Origin of the sequence: Gordonia sp. (in: high G+C Gram-positive bacteria) (genome assembly GCF_047600385.1) — a bacterium.
Taxonomy (GTDB): Bacteria; Actinomycetota; Actinomycetes; order Mycobacteriales; family Mycobacteriaceae; genus Gordonia.
In genome coordinates this window covers 2,543,873-2,567,794 of sequence record NZ_JASGKZ010000001.1, presented here as the reverse complement: position 1 = coordinate 2,567,794, position 23,922 = coordinate 2,543,873, and the positions used below count along the sequence as shown (strand labels likewise).

The 23,922-nt window shown below is 69.9% G+C and carries 28 protein-coding genes; all 28 read right to left on the bottom strand.

Going from position 1 to position 23,922, the window contains the following annotated elements:
- Nucleotides 1-3: 3 nt before the first annotated feature.
- Nucleotides 4-858, bottom strand: a complete 855-nt coding sequence (locus tag QM809_RS11590) for a hypothetical protein (RefSeq protein WP_415045946.1) — start codon at nt 856-858, stop codon at nt 4-6.
- A gap of 3,147 nt (nt 859-4,005) precedes the next feature.
- On the bottom strand, nt 4,006-6,531 hold the full coding sequence (locus tag QM809_RS11585) for a phage tail tape measure protein (protein WP_415045945.1): 2,526 nt from the start codon (nt 6,529-6,531) through the stop codon (nt 4,006-4,008).
- A complete protein-coding gene (locus QM809_RS11580) occupies nt 6,531-6,968 on the bottom strand; it encodes a hypothetical protein (protein WP_415045944.1) in 438 nt (145 codons plus the stop codon). Before QM809_RS11580 ends, QM809_RS11585 begins: the two co-directional genes overlap by 1 nt.
- 47 nt (nt 6,969-7,015) lie before the next feature.
- Nucleotides 7,016-7,429: a hypothetical protein gene (locus tag QM809_RS11575; RefSeq protein WP_415045943.1), complete on the bottom strand. Its 414-nt coding sequence runs from the start codon at nt 7,427-7,429 to the stop codon at nt 7,016-7,018.
- An 11-nt stretch (nt 7,430-7,440) separates the two neighbouring features.
- Complete coding sequence (locus QM809_RS11570) at nt 7,441-8,283, bottom strand: hypothetical protein (protein WP_415045942.1); 843 nt, start codon at nt 8,281-8,283, stop codon at nt 7,441-7,443.
- 133 nt (nt 8,284-8,416) lie between these two features.
- The gene (locus tag QM809_RS11565) at nt 8,417-8,899 is read right to left on the bottom strand and encodes a hypothetical protein (protein ID WP_415045941.1); all 483 of its coding nucleotides are present in this window, start codon (nt 8,897-8,899) and stop codon (nt 8,417-8,419) included.
- On the bottom strand, nt 8,896-9,201 hold the full coding sequence (locus tag QM809_RS11560; RefSeq protein WP_415045940.1) for an HK97 gp10 family phage protein: 306 nt from the start codon (nt 9,199-9,201) through the stop codon (nt 8,896-8,898). The genes QM809_RS11565 and QM809_RS11560 overlap by 4 nt, the downstream gene beginning before the upstream one ends.
- Nucleotides 9,198-9,494 carry a hypothetical protein gene (locus QM809_RS11555; protein WP_415045939.1) on the bottom strand — a complete coding sequence of 99 codons (297 nt, stop codon included), beginning with the start codon at nt 9,492-9,494 and terminating at the stop codon, nt 9,198-9,200. The genes QM809_RS11560 and QM809_RS11555 overlap by 4 nt, the downstream gene beginning before the upstream one ends.
- The gene (locus QM809_RS11550) at nt 9,494-9,865 is read right to left on the bottom strand and encodes a hypothetical protein (RefSeq protein WP_415045938.1); all 372 of its coding nucleotides are present in this window, start codon (nt 9,863-9,865) and stop codon (nt 9,494-9,496) included. The genes QM809_RS11555 and QM809_RS11550 overlap by 1 nt, the downstream gene beginning before the upstream one ends.
- The gene (locus tag QM809_RS11545; RefSeq protein ID WP_415045937.1) at nt 9,865-10,263 is read right to left on the bottom strand and encodes a hypothetical protein; all 399 of its coding nucleotides are present in this window, start codon (nt 10,261-10,263) and stop codon (nt 9,865-9,867) included. The genes QM809_RS11550 and QM809_RS11545 overlap by 1 nt, the downstream gene beginning before the upstream one ends.
- A gap of 2 nt (nt 10,264-10,265) precedes the next feature.
- Nucleotides 10,266-10,484, bottom strand: a complete 219-nt coding sequence (locus QM809_RS11540) for a hypothetical protein (RefSeq protein WP_415045936.1) — start codon at nt 10,482-10,484, stop codon at nt 10,266-10,268.
- Between the two features lie 19 nt (nt 10,485-10,503).
- Nucleotides 10,504-11,448: a major capsid protein gene (locus QM809_RS11535; RefSeq protein WP_415045935.1), complete on the bottom strand. Its 945-nt coding sequence runs from the start codon at nt 11,446-11,448 to the stop codon at nt 10,504-10,506.
- 49 nt (nt 11,449-11,497) lie between these two features.
- Nucleotides 11,498-12,112 carry a hypothetical protein gene (locus tag QM809_RS11530; protein ID WP_415047065.1) on the bottom strand — a complete coding sequence of 205 codons (615 nt, stop codon included), beginning with the start codon at nt 12,110-12,112 and terminating at the stop codon, nt 11,498-11,500.
- A 176-nt stretch (nt 12,113-12,288) separates the two neighbouring features.
- The gene (locus tag QM809_RS11525) at nt 12,289-12,564 is read right to left on the bottom strand and encodes a hypothetical protein (protein ID WP_415045934.1); all 276 of its coding nucleotides are present in this window, start codon (nt 12,562-12,564) and stop codon (nt 12,289-12,291) included.
- A gap of 6 nt (nt 12,565-12,570) precedes the next feature.
- The gene (locus tag QM809_RS11520) at nt 12,571-14,253 is read right to left on the bottom strand and encodes a hypothetical protein (RefSeq protein WP_415045933.1); all 1,683 of its coding nucleotides are present in this window, start codon (nt 14,251-14,253) and stop codon (nt 12,571-12,573) included.
- A gap of 6 nt (nt 14,254-14,259) precedes the next feature.
- On the bottom strand, nt 14,260-15,555 hold the full coding sequence (locus QM809_RS11515) for a phage portal protein (RefSeq protein ID WP_415045932.1): 1,296 nt from the start codon (nt 15,553-15,555) through the stop codon (nt 14,260-14,262).
- A 165-nt stretch (nt 15,556-15,720) separates the two neighbouring features.
- The gene (locus tag QM809_RS11510) at nt 15,721-16,344 is read right to left on the bottom strand and encodes a terminase (RefSeq protein WP_415045931.1); all 624 of its coding nucleotides are present in this window, start codon (nt 16,342-16,344) and stop codon (nt 15,721-15,723) included.
- A 1-nt stretch (nt 16,345) separates the two neighbouring features.
- The gene (locus tag QM809_RS11505) at nt 16,346-17,383 is read right to left on the bottom strand and encodes a terminase (protein ID WP_415045930.1); all 1,038 of its coding nucleotides are present in this window, start codon (nt 17,381-17,383) and stop codon (nt 16,346-16,348) included.
- The gene (locus QM809_RS11500) at nt 17,383-17,868 is read right to left on the bottom strand and encodes a hypothetical protein (RefSeq protein ID WP_415045929.1); all 486 of its coding nucleotides are present in this window, start codon (nt 17,866-17,868) and stop codon (nt 17,383-17,385) included. The genes QM809_RS11505 and QM809_RS11500 overlap by 1 nt, the downstream gene beginning before the upstream one ends.
- A 74-nt stretch (nt 17,869-17,942) precedes the next feature.
- A complete protein-coding gene (locus QM809_RS11495; protein WP_415045928.1) occupies nt 17,943-18,182 on the bottom strand; it encodes a hypothetical protein in 240 nt (79 codons plus the stop codon).
- A 5-nt stretch (nt 18,183-18,187) separates the two neighbouring features.
- Nucleotides 18,188-18,373 (bottom strand): hypothetical protein, encoded by a 186-nt coding sequence (locus tag QM809_RS11490; RefSeq protein WP_415045927.1) that lies wholly within the window; start codon nt 18,371-18,373, stop codon nt 18,188-18,190.
- Between the two features lie 823 nt (nt 18,374-19,196).
- Entirely contained in the window at nt 19,197-19,364 is a 168-nt protein-coding gene (locus tag QM809_RS11485) for a hypothetical protein (protein ID WP_415045926.1), read from the bottom strand.
- Nucleotides 19,357-19,644, bottom strand: coding sequence for a hypothetical protein (locus QM809_RS11480; protein WP_415045925.1), 288 nt, complete (start codon nt 19,642-19,644; stop codon nt 19,357-19,359). The genes QM809_RS11485 and QM809_RS11480 overlap by 8 nt, the downstream gene beginning before the upstream one ends.
- A gap of 2 nt (nt 19,645-19,646) precedes the next feature.
- Entirely contained in the window at nt 19,647-20,510 is an 864-nt protein-coding gene (locus QM809_RS11475) for a hypothetical protein (RefSeq protein ID WP_415045924.1), read from the bottom strand.
- Nucleotides 20,510-20,680, bottom strand: coding sequence for a hypothetical protein (locus tag QM809_RS11470; RefSeq protein ID WP_415045923.1), 171 nt, complete (start codon nt 20,678-20,680; stop codon nt 20,510-20,512). Before QM809_RS11470 ends, QM809_RS11475 begins: the two co-directional genes overlap by 1 nt.
- Nucleotides 20,681-22,341: 1,661 nt before the next feature.
- Nucleotides 22,342-22,833: a hypothetical protein gene (locus QM809_RS11465; protein WP_415045922.1), complete on the bottom strand. Its 492-nt coding sequence runs from the start codon at nt 22,831-22,833 to the stop codon at nt 22,342-22,344.
- Nucleotides 22,833-23,183, bottom strand: a complete 351-nt coding sequence (locus QM809_RS11460; protein WP_415045921.1) for a hypothetical protein — start codon at nt 23,181-23,183, stop codon at nt 22,833-22,835. The genes QM809_RS11465 and QM809_RS11460 overlap by 1 nt, the downstream gene beginning before the upstream one ends.
- Nucleotides 23,180-23,350 (bottom strand): hypothetical protein, encoded by a 171-nt coding sequence (locus QM809_RS11455; protein ID WP_415045920.1) that lies wholly within the window; start codon nt 23,348-23,350, stop codon nt 23,180-23,182. The genes QM809_RS11460 and QM809_RS11455 overlap by 4 nt, the downstream gene beginning before the upstream one ends.
- Nucleotides 23,351-23,922: the final 572 nt, after the last annotated feature.

Sequence of the window (23,922 nt, the reverse complement as noted above, 5' to 3'; positions counted from 1 at the left end):
GGCTCATCCCCACGGGTGCTCGAAGCGCTGTTCCAGACGCAGCTGCACCTGCGCATCCGGGGGTCCGGCGCACTCGACCCCGAACACGAACTCGCCGGGCGCGGTGACCGGTTCGGTGAACCCGCGCTGCAGGAGCCGCCACTTGTCTCGGTCCGTCGTGGACATCAACTGCGTCGACATCGGATGCGCATCGGCCTTCCACTCCTCGCCGCCGGCCATGACCGGCAGCGGATTCCACACCCCGTCCGGGGACTGCTGCAGCACCCACCCGGCCGGACCGCCCGCCCGGCCCGTCCACTTCGGGAACGTCGGACGGTCACCGCGGTTCGCGATCCGCAGATTCCCGCGGCCGGTCCCGGACCGGTTGTCCCACTCGGCGGTGAGGTCCCGGACCCGCCAGTCCGGGTCGTACGCCTTGAGCTGCCAGTCCCACACCTGCGACAACCCGAACGTCGGATCCTCGACGATCTCGCCCTGGTGGACCGCGGCCCGACGCACCCGCACCCACCGCGGACCCCACGGCAGGGTCTGCACCACGAGCACCGAATCGGCGGTGAAGGACAGACAGCGGTGGATCTTGCGGTTCCACCACTGCCACTCCACGCTGTCGCGGCCCTGGATGATCGTCGTCAGATCGATCAGCAGGCACTCAATGCGCACCGTCACCGGGATCGCGCCGGGCAGGCGCGCGGTCTTGATCTCCACGAGCTCGCGCGGCGCCTCCCACAACCCGGTCACCCCTTCGAGGAGCTGCGCGCCGTGATCGCCCTGCCGAGGTCCGGCCAGTTCTATGAACTCGCCGTCGCCGCGCCAGCTGTACAAGCGCACGAGTGTGTCGTCGACCTGCCGCACCGTCATCGTCCCGGCCTGCGCTTCCCGATCCGGGAGATCCCGACACCCGGCTGATCGAGCCGGTCGTGTCGGCGCGCCGCCCGGAAGAACGTGTCCGCCTGCTCCGGCGGGCCGGAGTAGTTGTACGTGCGGGACTGGTCCACCGGGCCCGCCGCGACGGGGTCGCGGTCGATGAGTGCCTGCTGGCCGCCGGCCGCGCGGGCCGCGATCCCGCCATCGGCGTGCATCTGGACCAGCTGGTAGCCGCGGCGGCGCGCCCACTCCGCGCCCAACGCCACGTGCTCGGGGTCGTCGGTGTCAGGGATGTAGAACTCATCGTCGGTCTGGCGGTCACCGATGATCCGCCACGCGTTCGGCGGGACGATCGCGGCCGACCCGCCACGCATCGGGGACAACGCCCGCAGCCCGCCACCGGCATAGCCCTGCGCGGACGGCCACGGCATCTGCCCCGGGTACTGCGCCTTCACGTAGTTCAGGGCGGCGACCCCGTTGGCCAGGACGTGGAACACGTCGTCAGGGAGCTTCGGGTCCTTGTGCGCGGCGAACGTGCCCGGCTTGACCTGCCACACCCCGGACGGGCGGCCGTCGGACGAGTCCGGGCCGAGGGCCTTCGGGTCGCCCTTGGACTCGATGTCGCCCTGCTGGCGCATCGCGTCGGCGTACGTCGAGGCCATGCCCGTGATCCGGAGCGCGGCGGCGATCTCCCGATTCCACTGCTCGGTCGTACGCCCCGGATCGTACGGCGCCGAGTCGACCAGCTTGTACGGGTCCGAGTCCGCGGGCCCCGGCTTCGGTGCGGGCCCAGGCGACGCTGGTGCGGTCGGGGTCTGCGGCGCGCTCGGGGAGGCCTGCGTCTGCGGGGTGCCGGTCGACGGCGACGGTGTTCCCGCGCGGGCCTGATCGTACTTCTGCTTCGCGGCGAGCTGGTCCCGATCGTACTGCTGCTTCAACTCCAGCTGGCGGGCCTTGTTCCCCGCCGCGGCGGCGCGGTCCTGCTCGTACTTCTGCTTCCGCGCGAGCCGATCGTTCTCGTACTTCTGCTTCAACGCGAGCTTGTCCGCCTTGGACAGGCCCTGCTGCTTGGACTTCTTCTCCTCGGGGACCTGGCTCTGTTCCCAGTCGAAGCGCTTCTTGTTCTGCCAGATCTGCAAGGCCTGCCCGGTCGTGGTCTGCCCCGGGTCGGCCAGGATCGAGTTCTCCAACCCGAACGTCTCGAGCAGACCCCGCACCCCGATCCGGCCGGCCTCGGCGCCGACATCCTCCAGCTTCGGGGGTTTGGGCGGCTCGATGTACGACGGCGTGCTCTTCCCGTCCGAATCCGACAGCGCCGTGGTCGGATCGGTCGAGGCCGGGGCGTTCGGGGCCTGCGGCTGATCGGTGGTGATCGGCGGGTTGATCAGGTTCTCCGGCAGGTGGAACCGGTGCGTGAACTGGCCGTCGAAAGGGCTCGCCGCGCCGCGCCCCCACCGCACCTGAGACGGCGACGAGTTGCCGCCGGTCTCGGTGTTGACCAGCCCGCGGTCGGTGCGGACCGCGGCGGTCATGTGCTCGGAGCTCGTGCCGACGATCAGCGCATCGGTCTGGGAGGCGCCAGGTACCAGGCCCGCGGTCTGACCGCCGATCAGCGTGTACGTGGTGAACAGGCGCGCCAGGGGCTCGCCCTTGGCCGCGGCCACCATCCACGACACCCACATCGAACAGTCCCGCGCGCCGGTGATGTAGGGCAGGCCGTCGTTCTGTTTCCCGACCTGCTCGGCGCGCACCAGCCCACCCAACGCCAGCGCCTGCGCCTGCGGGTCGCCGAGCGCGCCCCGCCAGGCGAAGATCGCGTCGTGTCCACCGGCAGCGGCGACCTGATCGGGGAAGATCACGTGCTCGCCGTTGGAGAGCTTCACCGGCCGCATCGCCTGCCCGCCGGCCAGGCTCGCCCGGCCCGCGCCCAACGCCCGCAGGTGCGCGACCACCTCGTCGTGTCCGCCGGCGGCGGCGACCTCGGCGGCGGTCACCACGTGCGATCCGACCGGCAACGCGGTCTGGATCGAATCGGAAGTCCCCGTCCCGGGGCCTCGGATCGCGCCGTCGCGGCCGATGCCGCCGCCGACCGCGTACGGGATCGGTCCACCGGCGGCGCGTTCGACGTTCACCCCGGCGGCGCGGTAGGCCTGCGCGACGTTGTCGACGAACGCGGCCTGTTCCTGGATCGTGCGGACCCGGATGGTTTTTGTTTCCGGTTTCACCAGCGACGCGATCCGTTCCCGAGCCGCCTTGTCCTCGGCATGGATCGCGAACCGGCCGTCAGGCAGCTCCTCCACCTGGATTTTGAGGCCTTCGAGTTTCTGCTTCGCCTCGTCGGAGATGGACTTGACCGTGATCGACTTCGCGTTCGGGGTCCGGTCCAGCTCGTTCTTGATGAGCGAGATCTCGTTGTGCACCAGGCCGGCGTTCTTCGACAGGAACTCCACGACCTTCTCCGGTGGGAGCACACCCATCCGCCGGGCCAGGCCCTCGACGTCGACGCCCGCGGCTTTCGCGCCCGCGGCGGACTTGAGGAACCCGTTGTACAGGTCCCCCGCCGCAGTCGCCGCCGCACGCTGAGCGGCCTGCTCACCGAGCCCGTTGGAGATCGCGTACTCATAGGCGGCCGCGGCGGCCTGGTTCATCGAACCCTTCACCGAGGCGATCTGCCCCGACAGCTGGCGGCCGGCCTCGGTGTTCAGGTTGATCCGGCCGTTTGAGGAGTCGAGGATCTTGTCGAATCCACCGGCGGCGGCCGCGGCCTGGGCGAAGGTCTCCGGGAGTTTCTCGATGCCCTGCAGGGCCGCCGACATCGCCGCGTCGAAGCCCTCGGCGCCGCCGCCGAGCACGTCCAGAGCGGTCTTGAGCGCCGACGACTTCTCCGCCGCCGTCGCGGTCTTGGACCCGAGGGCCTCCATCGCCTCGGCCAGAGTCCGCGCCCGCGGATCGGCCTGCTCCATCGCGCGGGCCTGCTGGTCCTGCTGGCCACCGGCCTCCCGCACCGCTTTCGCCGCCAGGTTCACGTTGTCCCCGAGCTGCGCCGCGGCCTGCCCGGACCCGTCCAACCCCTTGCGGTAGTACTCCAAAGTTACGCCGCCCGGGCCGAGGAGATTGTTCACCTCCTTCTGCGCATCACGATTACCGCGCAGCGCGTCGGTCATCTTGTCCGCGTCGACACCGGCGGCCCGCAGACCCGCGCCTCCCTTGTTCCACTGATCCGACGCTTCGAGAGACTTCTTCACCGCCGCGTCGAGGGTGACGTTCAGATCGTCCAGGGCGCCCTTCTGCCGCGACGCCGCCGCGGTCACCTTCGCCGGCATCGATATCGAGCTTGTCGGCGTACTCGAAGGTGTTGCCCGACCCGTACTTCCCGGACCGCAGATCCGCGGCCATCTGCTCGACACCGGCGCGAGTGAGCGACCCGGTCTGCGCGTCGATCGACCCGACCAGCGCGTCGACCTGCGCCTTGTGCTCGGCGGCGCGTTGGGCGGCTTCCTGCTGCCGCTGGGAGTACATCGACAGCCCGAGGACCGCCGCGCCGATCGCCAGCCCGAACGGGCCGCCCATCGCGCTCATCAACCCCGTGGCGCCGAGCTTGAGGGCCGTCGCTCCCGCGGCCGCGGTGCGGGCCACCGTCCCGAACCGGCCGGCGCCGGCGGCCGCGGAATGGAACGAGGTACCGATCTGGCCCATCGCGCCGCCGCGCTCGGCCATCGTCTGCATGGTCGCGCCGAGACGACTGATCGGCGTGCCCGCGGCGACCGCACCGGCGCGCACCGCGCCGACCTGGTTGGTGAACGAGCGCATCGCCGACACCGACCGCAGGTTCGAGGTCTGGTAGGCGACCTGCGCCGACTGCAGGCGCGTCAGGTTCTGCCCGAATCCGAGGGCGAGGCGCTGCTGCACGCGCATCTCGCCGTTGAACTGGCGCATCGCGTTGATCGGCCCGAGGGTCGCGGTGCGGAATCCCTGCATGACCCGCTGGCCGCGCGTCATCTGATCGTTGCTCATGGCCGCGATCCGTGTCTGGTTCGCCATCGCGGTCGAGAGCTTGGAGCGGGCGAGCGCGAGGGCACCCAACGCCAGCGCCGTGGTCTGGACCGGGCCGGGGATCGCGGCGAACGCGCCGGCGATCCCGGAGACGACAGAAGCGATCGGGCCCAGCGCGGTCAACGCGAGGGACCCGCCTTCCTGGCCCGCCTCCCCGAGCATGTTCAGCGCGCCACCGGCGTCGGTGGCCTTGCGGCCGATCTCCTGCAGGGACTCCCCCGCGTCCTTCATCGACTCCACGATCGGCCGCCACCGGTCCCCGAGACCACTCGTGTCACCCGAGAGCAGCGTCGCCAGTCCGGTGAGCCCGTCGGCGCTGAAGCTGACCAGCTCCGTCAGCGGCCCCCGCACGAGGTCGTACAGCGCGAGCTTGACTGATTCCGAGGCGTTCTCGACCGCGTTCAGGGCGCCGGGGAGACCCTTGGTCTGCTCCTCGCCGAGCTTGGCCGCGCCCCCGGCCTTCCCGACCGCCTCGACCATCTCCAGGTAGCTCTTGGCGCCGTCCTTGGCCGCGACACCGGCCAACCGCATCGCGTCCGACCCGAACAAGGTGCTGGTGGCCTGGTTGTACTGCTCCTCGGTGAGGGTCTTCGACGCCTGCCCGAGCCGGTCCATGATCGTGTCCAGGCCGACGAACTTCCCCTGCGCGTCGTAGACCTCGATCCCGAGGGTCTTCATCGCCGCGACCGCCGGTTTACTGTCGCTCTGCAGCGCTAACAGCGTGGACTTGAGCAGCGTGCCGGCGTCGGAGCCCTTGATACCGTTGTTCGCCAGCAGACCGATCGCGCCGGCGGTCTCGTCGATCGACATCTTGAACTGCGCGGCCACCGACCCCGACGCCTGCATGGCGTACGCGATGTCGGTGACGTCACCAGCGGCGGCGTTAGCGGTGTTGGCCAGCACGTCGGCCACATGCGTGGCGTCGGAGGCCTTCAGCGAGAACGTGTTGATCGCGGTCGCCTGGATCTCCGCCGCCGTGGCCGCGTCGACCTGCGCGGCGGCCGCCAGGAGCAGCGACCCGCGGGAGGCGTCCATCGAGTCCTTCACCGACAGGCCGCCCTTGGACAGCTCCAGCATCGCCGACACCGCCCCGGACGCCGATGCCCCGGTGATCGTGATGTCGTTGCCGAGCTCGCGGGCCTTGTCCGAGACCTGCGCCATCTCCGCCTCGGTCGCCCCCGACACGCCGCGGATCTGATTCAGCACGGTGTCGAACTCGACGCCGGCGGACACCACCTGAGCGGCGAACGCCGCCACCCCGGCGCCACCAGCCAGCCCCGCCACCGCACCACCGATCGCCGAGATCGCGCTGGACGCCGTCTCCCCGGAGGTCTCCATCTCCGCGCCGAGTTCACGGGCCTGCGCCGAGACCGACTCCATCTCCGAAGCCGTCGCCCCCGACACCTCCCGGATCTGGCCCAGCACACCGTCGAACTGCTCCCCGGCGTTGACCACGTCCGTGGTGAACGTCTTCACCCCGGCGCCGCCGAGTTCGGTGCCCAGACGCCCCGCGGTGCTCCTGGCACCCAGGGTCATCCGCGACATCGTCGACTCCATCTGCCGGATCGCCTGCCGGTTGTTCAGCACGACGTCGATCACGACGCGACCAGCCATCAGGGGCCTCCTCTCACGGGGGTCGGGTTCAGCCCGAAACGGGCCATCAACTCACGGGCCGGCAGTTGCCGGCCGTCATTCGGGGTGCTGCCGGGATCCGTCCGGTAGCGGGCGTTCAACTCGTCGTAGCGGGCCCGGGCCGCCGCGTGCGCCGCCGGTGGGCGCCGCGCCACCGGCCGGATCACCGGCAACGGCGGCGCGACCACCGCGCCGGAGGCCTTCGCCCGCGCCGAGGCCCGCCGAGCCTCGGACGGGTCGGTGGTCCATTTGACGTATTCGGCTTCCAGCCAGAACGTCTGCAGATCCACCAGCGTGGCGAGGTTCTCGTCGGTGTCCGACCACTGGTCGGCGTCGACGTCCAGGAGCAGCGCGGCGACGTCCTGCCACGGCGCCGACCCGAGGAGCGCCCGCAGACTCACCCCGAACCGCGCCCGCACGCGAGGGAGGTAGCCGCCCCAATCGGTTCGCCGATCGGCGAACCAGATCAGAGCGGCAGGAGGTTTCCCGCGCGGTCCACCAGCCCCGCGAGGGTGTTCATGTACGTGTAGATCCGCCGCGCCTCCGGGATGGACCGGTCGGCGATGAAGTCCAGGATCTGGTCGACCTTCCCGCTGTCCTCCTCAGCGAGGAGGATCCCGAGGAGTTCCCGGTTCAGGTCGGCGACCTCGGTCGGTTTCATCGTCTCGACGTCACGGCGCTGCAGATCCGACCACGCCCAGATCGTGGTCGACGAGAAGTACCGGCGGATCGAGAACTCGATGCCGCCGAGCGTGCACGGCACCGGCGTCATCTCCGGGTCGCCGACCTGCAGCGAGGCCAGGAGATCGACAGCGGCACCGCCCGTCGCCGCGCCCTCCTCGGACGCGACGGCGGCGGACTTCTTCTTGGTGCTCGACATCCCAGCCCCTCTCAGGCGGCGGTCAGCGACAGTGCGCCACCGGTCAGCGCCGAACCGTTGCCCTGCAGCAGACCGCCCGGGGTCGTGATCAGCCAGCCCGCGCTGTCGGCGACGACATCCCAGTCCGCGGCGCCGTACCCGTCGTCGAGGGCGACCAGCGCGGCCTTCACCGCCGCCGGGGTCGCGTCGTACGGGATCGGCGCGGTCGTGTGGCCGTCGTAGATCAGCACGAACGTGCCGGCGGTCGCCACGCCGACACCGACGAGGAACTTCACCGCGATGTCGCCGAGCGGGTTGAAGTTGCTGATCGGCCGCAGCTCCTCGAGCGCGATGATCTCCATCTCCCAGCCGTCGAGATCCTCACCGGTGAACGAGCGCGGCGGCGGGGTCGCCAGGGTGGCCTTCGGGGTCCAGAACCCGATCCGGTCGACCGCACCGGACGACGGGTCGGCCAGGGTGAACATGAACGCGAACTCCTCGGAGTTCCCGCCGCGCCACTCGAAGGTGTCGCCGACCTTCACGATCGACCCGCCCTGCAGCGCGGTGAGGACCGCGGCCTTGCTGTAGTCCACGGCCCGGAACTTCACGCTGTCCTCGCGGGTGCCGCGGGAGACGGCGTACACGTTCTTGCGCTTGTTGAAGATGTTGTGCTTCTTCAGCTCCTGAGAGCCGTCGTTGGAGAACCCGGCCTGGATGCCGCCGAACGGGTCCCACGCGGTCGGCACACCGGCCAGCAGTCCGGTCAGCGGCGGCTGCGCCCACGGGTCGGTCGGGTACAGGGTGCCCACCGGGGCCCGGAACGCGTCGCCGTCCTGCCAGACGTAGGCCCGGGAATTGTCGGGGGTGGTGCTCATCAGTGAGGTCCTTTCGATATCGCCCACCGCGGTGAGCTCAGGAGGGGGTGCCCGACCCCTTTGCACGCACCGAGCAGACGCGGTCAAGGGGTCGGGCGGGGCGCTTCCCCGGAAGGGCGGCGGGGAAGCGGGTCTACGGGGCGGCGGGCGCGGTGCCCGCCTTCATCACCACTTCGATGATCGAGCGGTACAGCGGGTTGTCCTTCCCGCGCGCGGTGTCCACGAGCGTGGTCGGCCCCATGTCCCAGATACCGCGCCAGGTCATACCGCGATAGGTGAACGAGGCGCCGCGGCCCATCAGCTGACGGCGTGCCAGCACCCGGCCGGCGGCGTCAGCGATGTCCCACGCCAGCTCTTCGGGATCGGTGAGGATCGGCGGCGTCCGGTCGACGAGGATCTCCGGTTTGGGCACCCACACCGAGATCATCAACCGCACCTGCGACTGCCCAGGGTTCTGGCGCCGATTCACCCCGGCGGAGATCGTCACGCACGGCCCGACCAACGGGTCCGGGAGCTCCCGGGTCGTGACCGTGCCACCGGCGAGCATGCCCACGAACTCGTCGTCGGCGAGCAGGAGCTCACGGGCGGCGCCCGGCGCGAACGGCATCCGGGTCACGACCCCGGCCTGGTTCCGTAGTAGTGGCCGTAGCGGGACGCGGCGGTGATCAGCGACGCGTGCGCCGGGGTGTCGCTGGTGCCGTACTCCTTGGGGATCGCCGCGGGATCGTCGTCCACGATCAGCACCTCGTCGCCGTGGGCGACCGCGCCGATCCCGTCCCGGTACGCGCCGGTCAGCACGGGGGCGGCGGTGCGGGCATCGGCGGCCGCCTGCTCGGCGATCTCCCGGCGCGACTCCACCGACGACGCGTGTATCTCCTTCTTGACCTGCCCGCTGTTCAGTCGGGCGCGCACCGTCATGACTGCACGTGGTCCTTGTACGCCTGGCCGTGCCGGGACCCGGTGTGCCGGTTCCCGTCCCGATCGGTCCACGTCACCAGGTCCGAGACGACGGCGGTCTCAGGGGTAGCAGGCTCGGGGGCGGCGGTGTCCACCTCGACCGGATTCGTCGACGGCGACTCGGATGCGACCGCCGCCGCGGCCGAGGGCTCTGCCGCGGCTGCGGCGGCGGCCTTGGCTGCGGTCGCTGCGGCGGCCACGGACTCGAGGGCGGTGTCGTCGTGGTCGGGTTTGGTGTTCTTACGCGGGACCATCAGGACTCCTTGATGTCGGTGGATCTACGGATGATGAGGACGACGTAGCGCGGTGCCCGCGTCCAGCCGGTGCGACGGCGCCGCACCCGGGGGATCCGGACGATCGACCACACCACCCCGCCGGGGTCGATCACCTGGTGCTCGTCGGTGATCGCGAGCGCGGCCGGGGACGGGTCGACCACCAGGATCTGTTCCTCGGCGGCGACGTCGTCGGCGATCTCGGTCTGCATGGTCTGCGGGAACCGCTCGCCGGGTTCGGCGCGGACCTCGAACGGCGTCGGGGCAGGCCCCGGCCGCCGGTTCCCGGTCACCGGATCCTCGGTGACCTGGCGGGGCGCCCGCGCCTTCCAGACCTGCGAGAGCCTGACCATCAGACGTACGGCACCGAGTACATGCCGCCGACGTCGACAGGCGGCGGCATCAGGGCTTTGAGCTGGTCCGGTGTCATCGAGATCAGCATCCGATTCGACTGCGACGTCTGCGACGTCTCGATCTCCGGGTGCCGTTCACCAGTCGACCGGAACCCGAGTTCGAGGGTTTCCAGCGCGGCCAGGACCATGTCCACGGCCACGCCCCGCACCCGCTCCACCGAAAGAGACCCGGCAGCGATCCGCGCGTCCACCGCGGGGGCTTTCGCTCGGATCTCCGCCGCCGCCTGCACACACAGCTCCGCGAGCTGCTTGTACTCGGCGGACGTCTCCTCCGGGACAGGCCGGGTCAGCATGGTGCAGACGTCGGCCGGCGTCACGAGCGGGAGCGGGGCGGTCATGGTCAGGCGTCTTCGACCTTGACCACGGACTGTTCGCCGGTGTCGATGTTGCGTTCGATGTGCGCGACCTTGCGGTCCGGCCGGACGGCGGTGAACGTCTCGATACGAGGCTTGGGCTTGGCCTTACCGCGGGTGCTGCCCCGCGGCTTCGCCGGCGGCGCGGCGGCGGCGTCCTCGACGGTCTCCGGATCGTTGTCCGGCGTGGGCTGGTTCTCGGTCATGATGAGGTGTCCTTCGTGATCAGGCGGCGATGACGCCGCGGAGACGGGCGGCGGCCGTGCCGCCGAACAGCGCGACCCCGCAGTAGAACTCGATGCGGGTACGCAGCGCGGGCTTCTCCTGCAGCTGCCCGAGGTCGTCGACCATCACGCCGCCGTTGGTCAGACCGGTCACGGCCTGGTCGCCGTCCGAGCCGCCGAACCGGACCGCGTAGATCGAACTCGTCGCCGACGACGAGCCGACCGTCTCGGTCTGCGGCAGGATCTGGGTTCCCAGGAGCGAGTCGCCCGGGTCGAGGACCGGGATGCCCTGCCACATCGCGACGCGCTTGCCCGTCATGTCCTCCTTGACGATGTCGACGCCACCGATCCGGCGGCCGGCGGAGATGATCTTCGACCGGACCTGCCGGTTCGCGTAGAACACGTTGACTCCCGGGCACGCCGCGGCGAGTTCGTCCATCTTGTCGAAGAACGCGTGCGTGTCGGTGGTGCCGTTCCCGAGGATCGGCGCGCCGTTGGTGGCGGCGTCGAGGACCTGGTTGCCGACCAGACGCTTCCTCAGGCCGTCGAATCCTTTGGGGTCGACGGCGGTGTCGCCGTTGAAGAAGTGATCGGAGAACTTGAAGCTCATGGCCTTGACCTTGAGCTTGTCCTGCTCGGCGCGCTGGTTGTGCAGGTTCGAGCGGGTCTGCTGGATGAACCGGTCGACGTCGGAGTCGCCACCGAGGATGACCAGTCGTTCGGACGCCTCGTTGAACGCGCCGGTCGACTCGTTGTAGGCCTCGTTGACGCCTCGGAACTCGACGCCGGGCAGGGCCGCTTCGAGGTCGTACGCGTACGCGTTGCCCTCGATCGGCATCAGCGGCAGCCGGTCGAGGATCGGGGACTCCTGCACGAAGATCTCGTGGATGCTCTTGGCGAGCATGTTCGTCGAGAGCTTGGCGGATTCGGCCAGGGTGAGAGCCATGACGGCTGTTCCTTCCTACTGTTGACCCGACGCCCGGCGACGGGTGGTTCTACTTGTTCTGGTTGCTCTGGTTGGCGTAGTACGCGGCGAGCCGTGACTCGCCGGCGGGAGCGGCCGCCACCGGATCGGCCTTATCGCCGGTCGTGCCGGCGCCGTCGGTGCGGTGACCCGCCGAGGCCTGGGCGTCCACGTCCTTCTTCAGCAGTGCGGCGTCGGCGGCGAGCTCCTCCGGGGTGTCCCCGGCGAGCCGCTTGGCCCACGACAGCGGCAGCCCGGCCTTCTCGGCGGCCTCGTACTGGTTCGCCGTCCGGATCGCCTTCGCCGCGGCGTCGGCCTGGACCTGCGCGGCTTCGGTGGCCTTCTGCTCCGTGGTCTTGTTCGCGTCCTCGAAGGCCGCGACCTGAGCCTTGAGGGTCTTCGCCTCCTCCCGGGCCGCTGCGAGGTCGGCCAGGACCGACTGCTTGGAGTGCTCGGACTTGAAGTCGTCGCCCGAGTCCTGGTCACCGGTCCCGCCGCTGGCGGGGTCTCCGCCGGATCCTCCGCCGGCTGGATCGCCGCCGGGTGTTCCTTCGACGAACCGCAGGTGCGGCAGGCGTCCCGCCTTCGCGGCGAGGGGGCGGTCGAGGTCCCACCCGGACGGGGTCGGCAGCGTGGTGCGATACATGGTCAAGGCTCCATCTCGGAATCTGGTGCCGACTCTCTCGGCAGATGCGAAAAGGCCCGCCACCTCCCGTGACGGGCCTTAGAAACGACGAAACCCCCAGCCGATCAAGGCATGGGGGTAACCACCGCCATCAGTATGCCTGTGGATAACTCACGACGCAAGCGCCAGACCGAGCGTCAGACTTCCACCGCGTCAGCGAGTTCCGCGCGCAGTCGATCCCACTCCGGTCCGTTCCTCCATACCGGGACCGCTTCTCCGGTCTCCACCTTGACGAGGACGTGCGGCAGACCTTCGACACCATCTCCGGGATCACGCTCGGCGAAGTGCATCTCCACGTCGAAGTACTCGGTGCCGGCATAGACCCGATCGACCACCGGAGTGCCGACCCACCCGTATTTCTCCTGGTAGAAGGCGACGACAGCCGCGGCGACCTGCTCCCGCGTCACGCTCACGTACCCTCACCCCTCCGGTCTGATCGTCGGATCTACCACGTCGATCACCGCGTCGGTGGGTACTGCGTTGTCCAGGCGCGCGATGATCACATCACTGTCAGCGTAGCTCGACCTGGTCACCAAGTCCCTGTCATCGAACACGCCGGCCTGAGGATCGGAGAACACCGTGCGATCGTCGCGGCGCTCCCACACCATCACATGCCGTTCGTACGACGCTCCACCCTGCCGGTTCACGGAGGCGACCGAGATGATCCCCGCCGCCCCGTTCGGATGCCGGTCGATCCGGCGGAGGGCCTCGGTACGGCTGGTGCGCACCGACCGCACCTGGCCACCGGTGTCCCGCCGCCACGCCGACAACGACTCCTGCGCCGTCGTCTGCCCCGGCTCGGTCCTGACCCGATAGACCCCTTGGCCGGCGATCACGTCGTAGCCGCGGCGTCGCAAGAAGTACGCGTGCACGACGCGAATGCAGTTCTCCCGGGTGTCGAGCTCGGGAATCGCGCGCCCCGGGTTCGTCGCGGCCACGTCCTGGTGGGCGGTCCCGCGCCGGTGCTTCCGAGGCAGGTCCGCCAACGTCTGGACCTCGAGTGCGGACTGCTTGCGGTACAGGCCCCGGATCTTCTGCTCGGACAGGCCCTTCGCTGGGCGACTCGCCTTCGATCCCGACTCGCTCCCCGCCACGTACCCGTGCTGCTTCAGCAGCTCCAGGGCGAGTTCCCGATCGCCGTCCGCGGCCTGGTAGATCGCCTCGGGCATCAGCCGCTGCGGTTTCTTCCCCCGGCCCACGCCCATGTGCTTGCCGGCCAGGCCGCGCTTGGTCATCCCCTCGGTCGTCACCAGACCCGCGCGCGCCTTCCTACCGCCACGCGATCGGCGGATCGCCGCGGCCTCAGCGGAAGTGATCCGGCCCGACGAGAACGACAGGCCGGCGCCGCGGCGGGCGTTGACCACCTGGGCCAGGTCCGCGCCGTCCCGGATCGCCTGGGCACCGGCCTTGGTGAACTTGCGGTCCTGCTCGGCTGGGGACAGCGAGTCGAAGTACGCGCGAGGATCGAGGACCAGCGACGACAACTCCTCGACGCCGCACGGGACGTGTGAGCAGTCGCAGTTCGGATGCCGGTCGAACGGGATCGACGACCGATACCTGCGGCCGGCGAGCACGACGCACCGCGCGCACGAGGACCCGGTCAACGCCCGCACGTAGCCGGAGTCCGGGCGCGTGATCGTCCCCAGACTCGACGCGACCCGCCGCGTGTCGGCGAGCACCGTCTGGGTGTACATGATCACCGCGGCCCGCCCGGCCTCCCACCCGGCGCGCGCCGAGGACCCCGTATCGAGGCCCTGCACGGACTCGGCTTTGCGGGCCTTGACCCGCGCCACGACCACCGCACCGGCCATCAGGGTCTCCAACGCGAGGCCGTCACCGGCGACCCCGACCAGCCCGGAGGGATCCGGTTCGACCTCAGGCTCCCGGTCCAGCCGTTCGGCGGCGAAGTCGAGACTGTGCTCGACGATCGGCTGCTGGGCAGCGGTGATCGCCGCGACCATGAGCGCGACCCGCTCGTCGAGATAGAGCTGCCAGTCCCCCGGCGGAGGTTTCCTCCCCCACAGGTGAGCGACCGCCGCCAACGCCGGTGCCGCGAGGGCGAGCTGCTCTGCGTAATAGCGGTCGACGCCCGGCGGCAACACGACGAGCTACTCGACGTCGACGCCGACGGGTCCGGGCCCGGTGAACGCGGCCAGGAGCGTATCGCTGACCGCCGACTCGCGTTCCCCGTCGTACAGCTTCTTCCAGTGGTCGATCTTCTTCGGCGTCGCGCCGGGCAGCATGTCCCAGGCGGCCTCGTGCGGGAAGTCCGCGCTGACCAGCTTCACCACGGCGTCGACGATCTGGCCGAGGCTCTTCGGGGAGGTGTCGGCCCATTCCACGGTCCGGTTGGCCGGCGTCTGCCCTTGGGCGACGTCGCACAACCGCAGCACGCGCCGGATCCCCGAGTTCGCGCTGCGCTTGAGGTCGGCGACCAGACTGAGCAGCGCGGCCTCGGCGCCGGCGAGCGCGTCCCCGGACAGGTTCGCCATCTTGTCCAACGCGTACTGCGGCGGCACCGACGACTTGGAGAAGAAGTCGGTGAGGAACCGGTTGTAGACCGACATGTAGTTCGCGAGGTTCGACTCGGCCAGGTCGAACACCTTCGTGTCCTTCCCCGGGAACACGAGGAACCGGTCGACGCCCGGGCGCCCGGAGCGGCGCAACTGCGGGACGGGCTGCCCGTCCGGGCCGACGATCACCTCGCCCGCCTCGTTCTTCACGTACACCACGTTCCCCGCGCCGTCACGCAGGACCGGGTCGTAGCCGGTCGCCACGCGCTGCCGGTACGCGCTGAACTGCATCGCCAGCAGCGAGTTGAACCGGATGGTGTTGATCGCGTCCTGCATCGGGATCAGGTCCTGGCTGTGCGAGTGCGGGACGCCGTCGGCGTCGACGTCGAGCGCCATGTCGACGAACGGCAGCGCACCGAGACCGTGCTCGGTGATCCGGACCTGCCGCCACTGCCCGAGCACGGTGTCGGTGTGCTCCTTCTCGAACCGGATGCATTCGCGGTCGTCGTAGACCACCGCGACGTCGACACCGCCGAGACTCACACCGTCCGGCACCCACAGCTGCGTCGGCGGCCGCTGGTTCTCGGTCCACCGCTTCACCGCCCACGCCGGACGGAACGGGTCGTCGGGATCTGGGTGCAGGTACACGCGCCGGCAGTTCTCCACCCGGATCCGCGGACCGGCCCCGGCCTTGGACACCGACATGATCGCGCGCGGGTGCACCATCATCTGGGTGAACAGCGTCTCGGCGCGGTCGTCGAAGTCGTTGTCCTCGAGTAGCTTCCACGCGGTCTTGTCCGCCTCTCCGTCCGGCCCGGAGATCGACTCGAGTTCCATGCGCTGCACCGGTGCCCGCATCGCGACGGCGAACCAGTTCGCGATCGACTGCACCCGGAGCTCCTCGTACTTCGAGGGAGACGCCCTCGGGTGCGTACGGAAGCTTGTGGTCTCCGCGCAGGTACTGCTCACGCCGGGTCCAGTCGGGTTCGGCGGTGTCGAGGGCGGCGACACCGATGTGCAGCCGGTCCAGGGGCGAGAGTGTCACGGGAGATCTCCTCAGTTGAATCCGTACATGACGTGCGAGATCTCCTCGCGGGTCGTTTCGTCCCAGGCGTCGGCGGCGGTCGCGTCGCCGGCCGCTTCGTCGGCGAGGATCGAGGCGATCGCCGGGTCGATCTTGCGGTGGTACTCGCCGTGTGGTTTCCCGAGTCCGTACCGCTGTCCGGGTCGCGGTACCCGGCGCGAGTTTGCGACGGCCTGGGTGGTCAGTGGGCATCCGTCGTGGGTGATCGCTCCGGTGCGCAGGTCGACCTCGAACCGCTTGATCGCCTCGAACATCGCCTTGTCCCGGTTCGTCGGCCACTCGATCACCTTGTCCGCACCGATCTCTTCGGCCCACGTCCCGATCTCGGACCACCACCCGAACGGGTCGTAGTAGCCGCGGGCCACCGACCACCGGTCGTGGACCTCGAGCACGGCCAGGTGCACCTCGCGGCGCGGGACCTGGCCGCCCCATTCGGCGGGATTCCAGATCGTCGGCCGCCGATCGGGGCCGTAGCGGGGCGTGAACTGCCGGCCGGACCGGGTCTGGCCGCGCAGCGCCGTCCAGTCGTCGCTGTCCGAGCCGTCGAACCCGACGACGATCTGCGTTCCGCGTGGCGGGTTCGCGAGCCACTTCATGTCAGGCACCGGCGTACGCCGCTTCCCACAGTCCGTCTTCGAGCCAGGACCCCATGCCGGTCGTCGCCCGGTTCCCGAAGAACCGTTCGGCTTCGGCCGGGTCGGTCTTCATCAGGTCGTCGACCTCGGCCTCGATCGCCGCGAGCGTCACCCAGGGCGACTCGGCGTACACGTACTTGAGGATCTGGCGGCGTTCCTTCCGGTTCCCCCAGCTCAATCCGGCCGGCGGGAGCCGCCAAAACTTGAACACGTCGCGCGCGGATTTCTCGTATTCCTGCTGCGCGTACGAGTTCGCCGACGCGTCGTAGGCGTTCGACGTCGCCAGGGTCCGGCCGTCCATGCCGGCCGCGCCGCGCCGCTGTGTCCGGGCGACCTTCAGGAGCTTGTTCTCCTTCGTGTACAGGCCCGCCTCGTCGTGCAACGCGAAGGAGATCGGGTTGCCGAGTCGGGAGTTCGCCGACGCGGTGACGATGTCGATCCGGTTGTCGTCGCCCGGGAGCCGGATGAAGCCTTCGCGGACGAGCATGATGTCGGAGAGCGGGCCGCGGCGGATCATCGTCGTCAGCGGCCGGTACACGTTGCCGACCTGGTCCTCGCTCGTCGCGGTCAGCTGGATCAGCGGCGTCGGGTGCGGCATCCCCATCGGCTCGCCCGGCTCGTACTCGTGCTCGAACCCGCACCCGCACCCCCAGTCAGCGCAGGCGTACCCGTCGTCGTCGCCCGCCCACCCGGCGAACAGGGACGGGCCGACCGCCTCGACCGCGGTCAACGCCGCCGACCACGGGCCCTTCCCCGACTTCTGCGGCCCGATCACCAGCGACATGCGGTGTGTGAAGGCCTGCGACTTCATCGGCCGGCGCGGCTGCCACTTCGCCGATGCCCGCACCCGGTAGTGGTTCGCGGTGCACCAGAACTGCCAGTCCGACATGACGAACGGCTGCCCGACGTCGAAGCCGTCCGGGACACAGCAGTGCGCCTGGATCCACGGGTCCTGCAGGTCGGCGAGCGTCGGGAAGTCGACGAGGTACCCCTCAGCCATCACACCGACCGCATACGCCGTCCGCCGCCGTTGGTACGGGTCTTCCCCGCTCGTTTCGCCGCAGCCTGCTTGTCGACCTGGTCCGGGTGAACAGCGGAGTCGTCGGCGACGATCAGCCAGCCGTTCTCCCGCAGTCCCGCCGGGGTCATGCCGATCTGGTCGGCCATGCGCTGACTGGCGGTGATCGTCGCGGCCGTCGCCTCGGGATCCTCGGCGCGCACCAGCCACCGGACGTACATCGCGACCGTGCGGTGCCGCCACGACTCGACGGCCCACTGCGAGGCCTGCGGGGTGCGCCAGAGGTCGGCCCACACCTGCCCCTCGCGCTCTGTCGCGTCCGGCAGGAACTCCGACAACGGCGGGAAGTCGCCGCGGTAGCCGCCCACCGGCAGCCTCTTCGCGCGGACGTCGCGGGCGTCCGAACGCGCCGACGTCAACGACGGCGCCGGTCCGGAGCGGTTACGAGCTCCACCATGGCCAGCCATCAGAAGATCACCTCCTCGGGCGTCTCGCCCGGATCAGAAGAACGCCAGCGGCATCACGCCGCCGGCGGAAGAGTTCAGCGCGCCGTCCAGCGCGCCAGTTGGTAGACGTCCCACCGCGGGGAGATCCACCGGAGCAGGTGCAGTGCTGTCGCGATCACGACGCCGTTCAACACCCAGCGGAGGACGAGGTGTTTCTCGCGGCCTCGATCCATCGCGCGACTGAGCAGCTTCTCGGGCTCACCCCGGACAGCGCACCGCCGTTCCCACCACAGGACCCCGCCGACCAGCACCGCCCACGCGTGGCCGCCGTCCACGACGCTCAGTCCTCGCCGGCACACATCGGGTCGACGAGCACCAGACGGCCGTTGTGCTCACGCTGCATCGCCGCGTACGCGGCGAACCCGGCGTACGTCGCCCGCCACGTCCAGGTGCATCCACAGACCAGGCACCGCCACGACGAGGCCGTGCCGCCCATCGTGGTCGTGGTCTTCGCTTCGTCGGTCATCGTCGTCGCTTCCTGGTCGGCTACGTCAGCGGGTCGAGCCCACCGGCTCCCCGACGTCTTGGACCCTCCGCACCATCCGGAGACCTCTTCGGCGGCTGCCTGTGGGGCCTCTCGGGCGCGGGCACCCCCCAGGGGGTCGAACTGGTGTTCGATCCGGGGGTCCATCGAGGCGCCAGCGCCGGCGTCGAGTTGCGGGTGCGGTCGTCGAGGCGGAGCTGCGTGCGCCGCCCCTTGCGCGAGTTGCACGACCGGCACAGCACCGCGAGCGGACCGTCCCACGCACCGCCGTCCTGCTGCTCGCGGACGTGGTCGGCGGTCAGGTCCGTCGCAGGGTGCGGAGCGCGCTCGAACCCGGGACACCAGTCGCCGCGGCGAGCCCGGTGCGCGTCCACCGCCGCGCGCCGGCGAGCGCGATCGCGGTCCTGGTTCCGTTTGGTCGGCGTCGACGCCCTCAGCCGTCGGTCCCGTAGCGCCCTATGCGAAGGGCACAGAGACGCGGCCTGGATCTCGCCGCACCCCGGCTCGCGGCAGACCCGCAGTCTCGTCCTACCCACCGTCAGGCCCCGGAGACGACGGAACCCTCATGCCCGGATCTGGGCATGAGGGAACGACCGAGCCCAGTATGCCCTGTGGATAACCCAGCGGGCAAGCCTTCGACCAGGCACAGCGCACGCTCACCGTCGCCTCCGCTGCGCTCGCGCGACCCGACGCGCCAGCTCCGGGCACTCCGGATGATGTCCTTGCGTGCCTGGATGCCACTCGCAGTCCATGCAGCGCCCGTACGCCCGACGCTCAGCAGGCGTGAAGATCTTCGCCGGCATACTCACGGTTCGCTCCGCCCCGCCTCATCCGGGCCAGAGAGCGCGTCGAGGTAGGCCTGCAACGCGACGTCGACGATGTCGGCGAGCGTGGCCTGTCCCGGGCGGACGTACTTGGCAGCGGCGGCACGCGCCGCCGCTGCCGCCATCGCGTCGGGCTCGCGCTCAGCCATCGGCCGGACTCTTGCCCGCGATCATCAGGGGGAACCACGCTTCGGGGGCGAAGTCGTCGTGGTCGTCCCAGATCTGGGCGATCGCCAGCAGGCCAGCTGCGAGGGGGTTGTCGGTCGGGTCGCCGCCGTAGCACTGGATCGTGGTCGTGATCTGATCCGCGGCCGCGGTGAGCACGTCGATCATGCGCCCGTACCGGTCGGGGTCGATGTGCTGTGCGAGGCCTTGGGGGGTGCGCTGTTCGGCGAGGCGGTCCTCGACGAAATCGATGACGGTGGGCATGTTCAGTTCCTTCTCATTTCGGTGGTGAGGAGCTGGCGGGCGAGCCAGTCCCATTCGCGGATCGGCCACGCCGGCTTGTCACGCCAGCGGGATCCACACGCGTTCGACGGCGGGGTGCAGTCGAGTCCGTGGCAGACGATCAAGGCCTCGGCCGCCGGGCGCCGAGCCGCTTGGTCAGCGGTGCGACCGAGGTCGTCGAGCGTCCTGCCGTGGTCGAGGTCCTGATCGGACGGGTAGTGCACGCGCAGCGTCGGCCGCCCAGTCGTCGCTGTCCGGATCCGGCCCAGGCACCACGGGCAGATCGCGTCGAGCTCCTGCCCGTCACGGACGTCGTGCAGGCTGCGGGCGGTCTTGTCCAGTGCCGGCGCCAGTATGCGTTCGATCCACTCGACGATCGGGTCGTCGTCGGCCGCGGTCGCGGTGTGCGCCTGCGGGAGCAGGCGGGCGGCGAGTGCGAGCCATGGGCGCGGGTCTCGGGCCGCCGAGTGCGGTGGATTCCAGATCTCCGGCCGGTACTGGGGCATCGCGGCCTGGATCTCGCGGACGATCCAGGTCGCTTTCGAGGCGATGTCGGACAGGAGGTCGAGCACGTCGACGTCGGTCGGTGTCGGCCGCGGTGTGCCGCGCAGCCCGTGGTGTTCCAGCCGCTCGGTGATCAGCATTGACTGCTGGCGGGTCTGGGACTGCACCCACCGCTTCCGGGTGCCTCGCTCGCGCAGCGTGACCAGGAACGGCCACGCGCCGGTGAGGTACTCCAGGTCGCGGAGGTCGTCTCGGAGTTTGGCGCCCAGGCGTCGCTGCCTGCCATCGAACGGGTACGGGCTTGCGAACAGGAATCGGTCGCTGAGCGGTTCATATACGGGCATCAGCCGCCGACCGTCACGTCGAGGGATCCCAGGGCGCCGCGGCGGATGTGGGAACGCACGGACTCGTACCTCTCGTAGGCCGCGCGCGCCGCGACCACGCACCGCATCTCGATGTGAGCGTTGACGTAGTCGAGGGCCTCCTGCCACGAATCGAACGTCTGGATCGACACGAAGTCGCGGTGCCGGTATTGGACTTCCCATCGGCCGGACGGGGGCGGGTACTTACGGATTCGGTAACGCGGTGAGGGCATGGCTCGGTTCTCCTTCTAGCGTCGGCCTCGGCCTCGACGTCCACGACGTCGAGGTGATGAATTAGTGAGAGAGGGATCGGACGGTGGAGAGGGAGGGTGAGACGGGCTCGCGACCCTGCCCGACCCGACCCGACCCGACCCGTCCCGACCAGTCTCGATAGGTCCTGGACCCTTCGTATCTGCGGAATCAGCCGGATATCTGTGGATATCTGTGGATCCGTCCGGTGGCGCGTGTGCGCCGGGTTCGTCCTCGTGTTCGGCCTGTCCGGGCGGCCCGACCCCGGTCGGGTCGGGCCGGCCCGGCGGGCCCGCGGTGTGCCCGTTCGGACCGGCGCCTTCGGCTGCCTGGTCCACGGCCTCCCGGTGCACTGGCTGTGCAGGGGCGGGTGACCGTTCAGGGACCGCGCCTTCGGCTGCTGGTCCCCTCGACTCCGGGTTCGCGCTCTGAGCTGCGTCACCCGACCCCGTCTGGCGCGCCTTCGGCTGCGGCACTGTCGGGGAATCTCCCGCTGGCTGCGGGCTCGATTGAGTCGTCGTCCTCGGGTTCGCGCTCTGAGCTGCGTCACCCGACCCCACTGGAGCGCCTACGGCTGCTGCGACTGCTGGGGCATCTCCCGCTGGCTGCGGGCTCGATGAGGACGTGGTGCGCGCTGACTGGCTGCCAGCTACGCGGGCGTATGCGTGGATGGTCTCCGGCGAGGTGGCCGAGGGCACCGGTAGCCCTTGGCTGATGCGCCATCGATTCTCCGTGAGGAACTTGACCGAGTACCGAGAGAAGATCGGTTCGGCCGGCGGATCGAGCAGTCCGGTGGACCCCCGGGGGAGTTCTCCGTCCTGCCGGCTGCTGTTGCAGGACTTGCAGGCCACCACGTAGGTGTCCACCGTGGCCGGTTCTCCCGGCTCCAAGTGGTCGTAGGTGCCTGCGCGTCCGCCCTTGCGGGCGGACCAGTCCACGACGTTCCCGCACCATCGGCATCCGTCACCATCTCGGAGACGGACCGGGATGATCAGGCTGGGGCGGCCGGCGTCAGCTTTACGCTGCCGCTCCCAGTCGATGTCCTTCTTCAACCTCAGGTGGATGAAGTCGGAGTCGCCGTCGAACAGCTTGTACGTCATCACCTCCCCGACAGGGTTCTCCTCCATCAGTCCGGCTCGCACACACGTCTGCAGCAGGACGTCGGCTCGCGTGGGTGCGAGCGCGATCGCGGTGCCGCGGGTGATGACGTAGTCCGTCAGGTGGGCCGCTGACTGCGTGCAGCAGCGGATGAAGAACCCGATCGTCTCGTTCAGGAGACGATCGTCGGCGTCGGGAAGCTCGCCCACGTTGAGGGGCAGCGGGTGCATCGCGAACGTGTCGCCAACACGAGCCCACATGTCGAGGAGATTCCCTTCGGAGGAGATGAAGAACAGAACGCGGACGTACAGGAAGCGGGGCGCGGCGGGGTGGGGCGCGGGGGCGGGGCCGGGTGGTCACCAGAACCAGCCCCCGCAGGCCGCGTCGAGGCAGGTGACGAGCAGGACCACGACGACCGTCAGGCGCCACAGCATCGACCACCACGCCGGCGTGGGGCGGGCTGCGATCACCGGGCGTCCCCGTAGGTCAGCGGCGGCCGATCCTCGATGTCCTCGTCCAGGGAAACCGCGACGATGCTTTCGCGGAACCGCTCCATCGCGCACGGGTCATCGGCCATCGGCGCCAGGAACTTGTCCACCTCGGCGTCGAGTTCGTCGCTGGTCAGCGGGGGCGGGTACAGCGCGCCCAGGACGACCCGGGCGCCCATCCGGAACCCAGTCAGCCACAGGTCCAGCCAGGCCGCGGGGACCTCGTGGGTGGTCGGTGGCCATCGCGTGTCGAGGTCGTGGGCGTCGATGAACTTGGAGACCTCCCACGCCATCCCGGACTGAACGAGGGGGTTGCCGGTCAGCGTGACGAAGAACGGACCGACGTGCGTATCGGCGGCCTCCATGCTCATCTGGTCCGGGCGCTTGCCGATCAGCGTGGTTCGGACGCCGGCGGCCAGTGCCGCCAGGTAGACGTCTCCGGCGAGTTCGATGGTGTCGTCCGAGGTCATCAGGATCGGCCTCCGTTCGGGGCGTGGCAGGCGAACGTGACGTGGTGGCCGGGTGGGAGGGGCCCGACGTCGACACGGTCCCCGGGACTCCACGCGTCGGCCGGGACCTCCCACCAGTGCTCGCCGTCGTCGTCGAGGCGGGTCAGCGTCAACGTCACCGGCACACCGGGAGACAGCAACGTCACCGTGCCGGCGGAGTCGGGGCGGGACGCGTGTACCCCGAACCGGGGTGCGGTGCGGCGCAGGCACCACGTCGGCTGCCCCTCGGGGACGGTCATCGGATCGGCGGGTCGGGTACTGCGGTGACTACGGGCCACCAGCGGGGTGGCCAGCAGAGCGAGTGGTTTCATCGGAAATCCTTCGGAGAGAACGGGAGCGACAGCGGGTCGAGGAGTTCGAGCTGCCCGGGCACCTCGACGGCGACCGGGTCGGGGCCGGCAACCCACCGGAAGATCTGGGCGCGCCGGTCCATGGGCAGCGAATGCCACCACGCATCCGGGTCGTCACGGGCGGTCACGGCAGGGTGTCCTCGCCTCGCGTGGACCAGGTCTGCAGGTAGTGGTCGACCAGTCGGGTTTCCACCGACGACATCTGGTAGCCGACTCTGGCGAGGATGCTCGCGTACAGGATCGCTTCGTCGGCGGCCCAGCTGTTGACCATCGCGAAGCGGGTGAACCAGCGGGCGAGGAAGCGATTCAGGTCGCCGACGGTCGACGTCCACAGCAGTTGATCCAGCGCTGCCCCTGAGATCCACTGCGCCATGGCGTCCTCGTCGGTGTCGGCGTCGATGCCCGCGGCGTCGGGGAACATATCGCGGCGGAATATCGGGCAGAAACTGTTCGCGCGATCCAGGTCGGCGATGATCCCGGCCAGGTGAGGGCGGAACTGGGCAGGTGGCAGGTTCCGCAGGAACGCGAGCCGCACCTCGGCGGCCGCGTCGAGTTCGTCCTGCAACTGCTGGGCGGCGCGCTCTTCCTCGTCCGCCCGGTCCGCGGCCTCCTGGTCTTCCGCGGTCTGGGCACCGCTGGTCCCCGGGCCGGAGTCTGTGTCGTCGGCGGGGTCTTCCGCCGGCGGGAGCGTGTCACCGAG

Coding starts and splice junctions, on each gene's coding strand:
- QM809_RS11500 (WP_415045929.1), bottom strand. CDS start 17,868: ATGGCTGGCCATGGTGGAGCTCGTAACCGCTCCGGACCGGCGCCGTCG.
- QM809_RS11545 (WP_415045937.1), bottom strand. CDS start 10,263: ATGACCGCCCCGCTCCCGCTCGTGACGCCGGCCGACGTCTGCACCATG.
- QM809_RS11465 (WP_415045922.1), bottom strand. CDS start 22,833: ATGACCTCGGACGACACCATCGAACTCGCCGGAGACGTCTACCTGGCG.
- QM809_RS11490 (WP_415045927.1), bottom strand. CDS start 18,373: ATGACCGACGAAGCGAAGACCACGACCACGATGGGCGGCACGGCCTCG.
- QM809_RS11505 (WP_415045930.1), bottom strand. CDS start 17,383: ATGGCTGAGGGGTACCTCGTCGACTTCCCGACGCTCGCCGACCTGCAG.
- QM809_RS11475 (WP_415045924.1), bottom strand. CDS start 20,510: ATGCCCGTATATGAACCGCTCAGCGACCGATTCCTGTTCGCAAGCCCG.
- QM809_RS11460 (WP_415045921.1), bottom strand. CDS start 23,183: ATGAAACCACTCGCTCTGCTGGCCACCCCGCTGGTGGCCCGTAGTCAC.
- QM809_RS11590 (WP_415045946.1), bottom strand. CDS start 858: ATGACGGTGCGGCAGGTCGACGACACACTCGTGCGCTTGTACAGCTGG.
- QM809_RS11550 (WP_415045938.1), bottom strand. CDS start 9,865: ATGGTCAGGCTCTCGCAGGTCTGGAAGGCGCGGGCGCCCCGCCAGGTC.
- QM809_RS11560 (WP_415045940.1), bottom strand. CDS start 9,201: ATGACGGTGCGCGCCCGACTGAACAGCGGGCAGGTCAAGAAGGAGATA.
- QM809_RS11555 (WP_415045939.1), bottom strand. CDS start 9,494: ATGGTCCCGCGTAAGAACACCAAACCCGACCACGACGACACCGCCCTC.
- QM809_RS11535 (WP_415045935.1), bottom strand. CDS start 11,448: ATGGCTCTCACCCTGGCCGAATCCGCCAAGCTCTCGACGAACATGCTC.
- QM809_RS11575 (WP_415045943.1), bottom strand. CDS start 7,429: ATGTCGAGCACCAAGAAGAAGTCCGCCGCCGTCGCGTCCGAGGAGGGC.
- QM809_RS11510 (WP_415045931.1), bottom strand. CDS start 16,344: ATGAAGTGGCTCGCGAACCCGCCACGCGGAACGCAGATCGTCGTCGGG.
- QM809_RS11530 (WP_415047065.1), bottom strand. CDS start 12,112: ATGTATCGCACCACGCTGCCGACCCCGTCCGGGTGGGACCTCGACCGC.
- QM809_RS11480 (WP_415045925.1), bottom strand. CDS start 19,644: ATGCCCACCGTCATCGATTTCGTCGAGGACCGCCTCGCCGAACAGCGC.
- QM809_RS11570 (WP_415045942.1), bottom strand. CDS start 8,283: ATGAGCACCACCCCCGACAATTCCCGGGCCTACGTCTGGCAGGACGGC.
- QM809_RS11585 (WP_415045945.1), bottom strand. CDS start 6,531: ATGGCTGGTCGCGTCGTGATCGACGTCGTGCTGAACAACCGGCAGGCG.
- QM809_RS11485 (WP_415045926.1), bottom strand. CDS start 19,364: ATGGCTGAGCGCGAGCCCGACGCGATGGCGGCAGCGGCGGCGCGTGCC.
- QM809_RS11540 (WP_415045936.1), bottom strand. CDS start 10,484: ATGACCGAGAACCAGCCCACGCCGGACAACGATCCGGAGACCGTCGAG.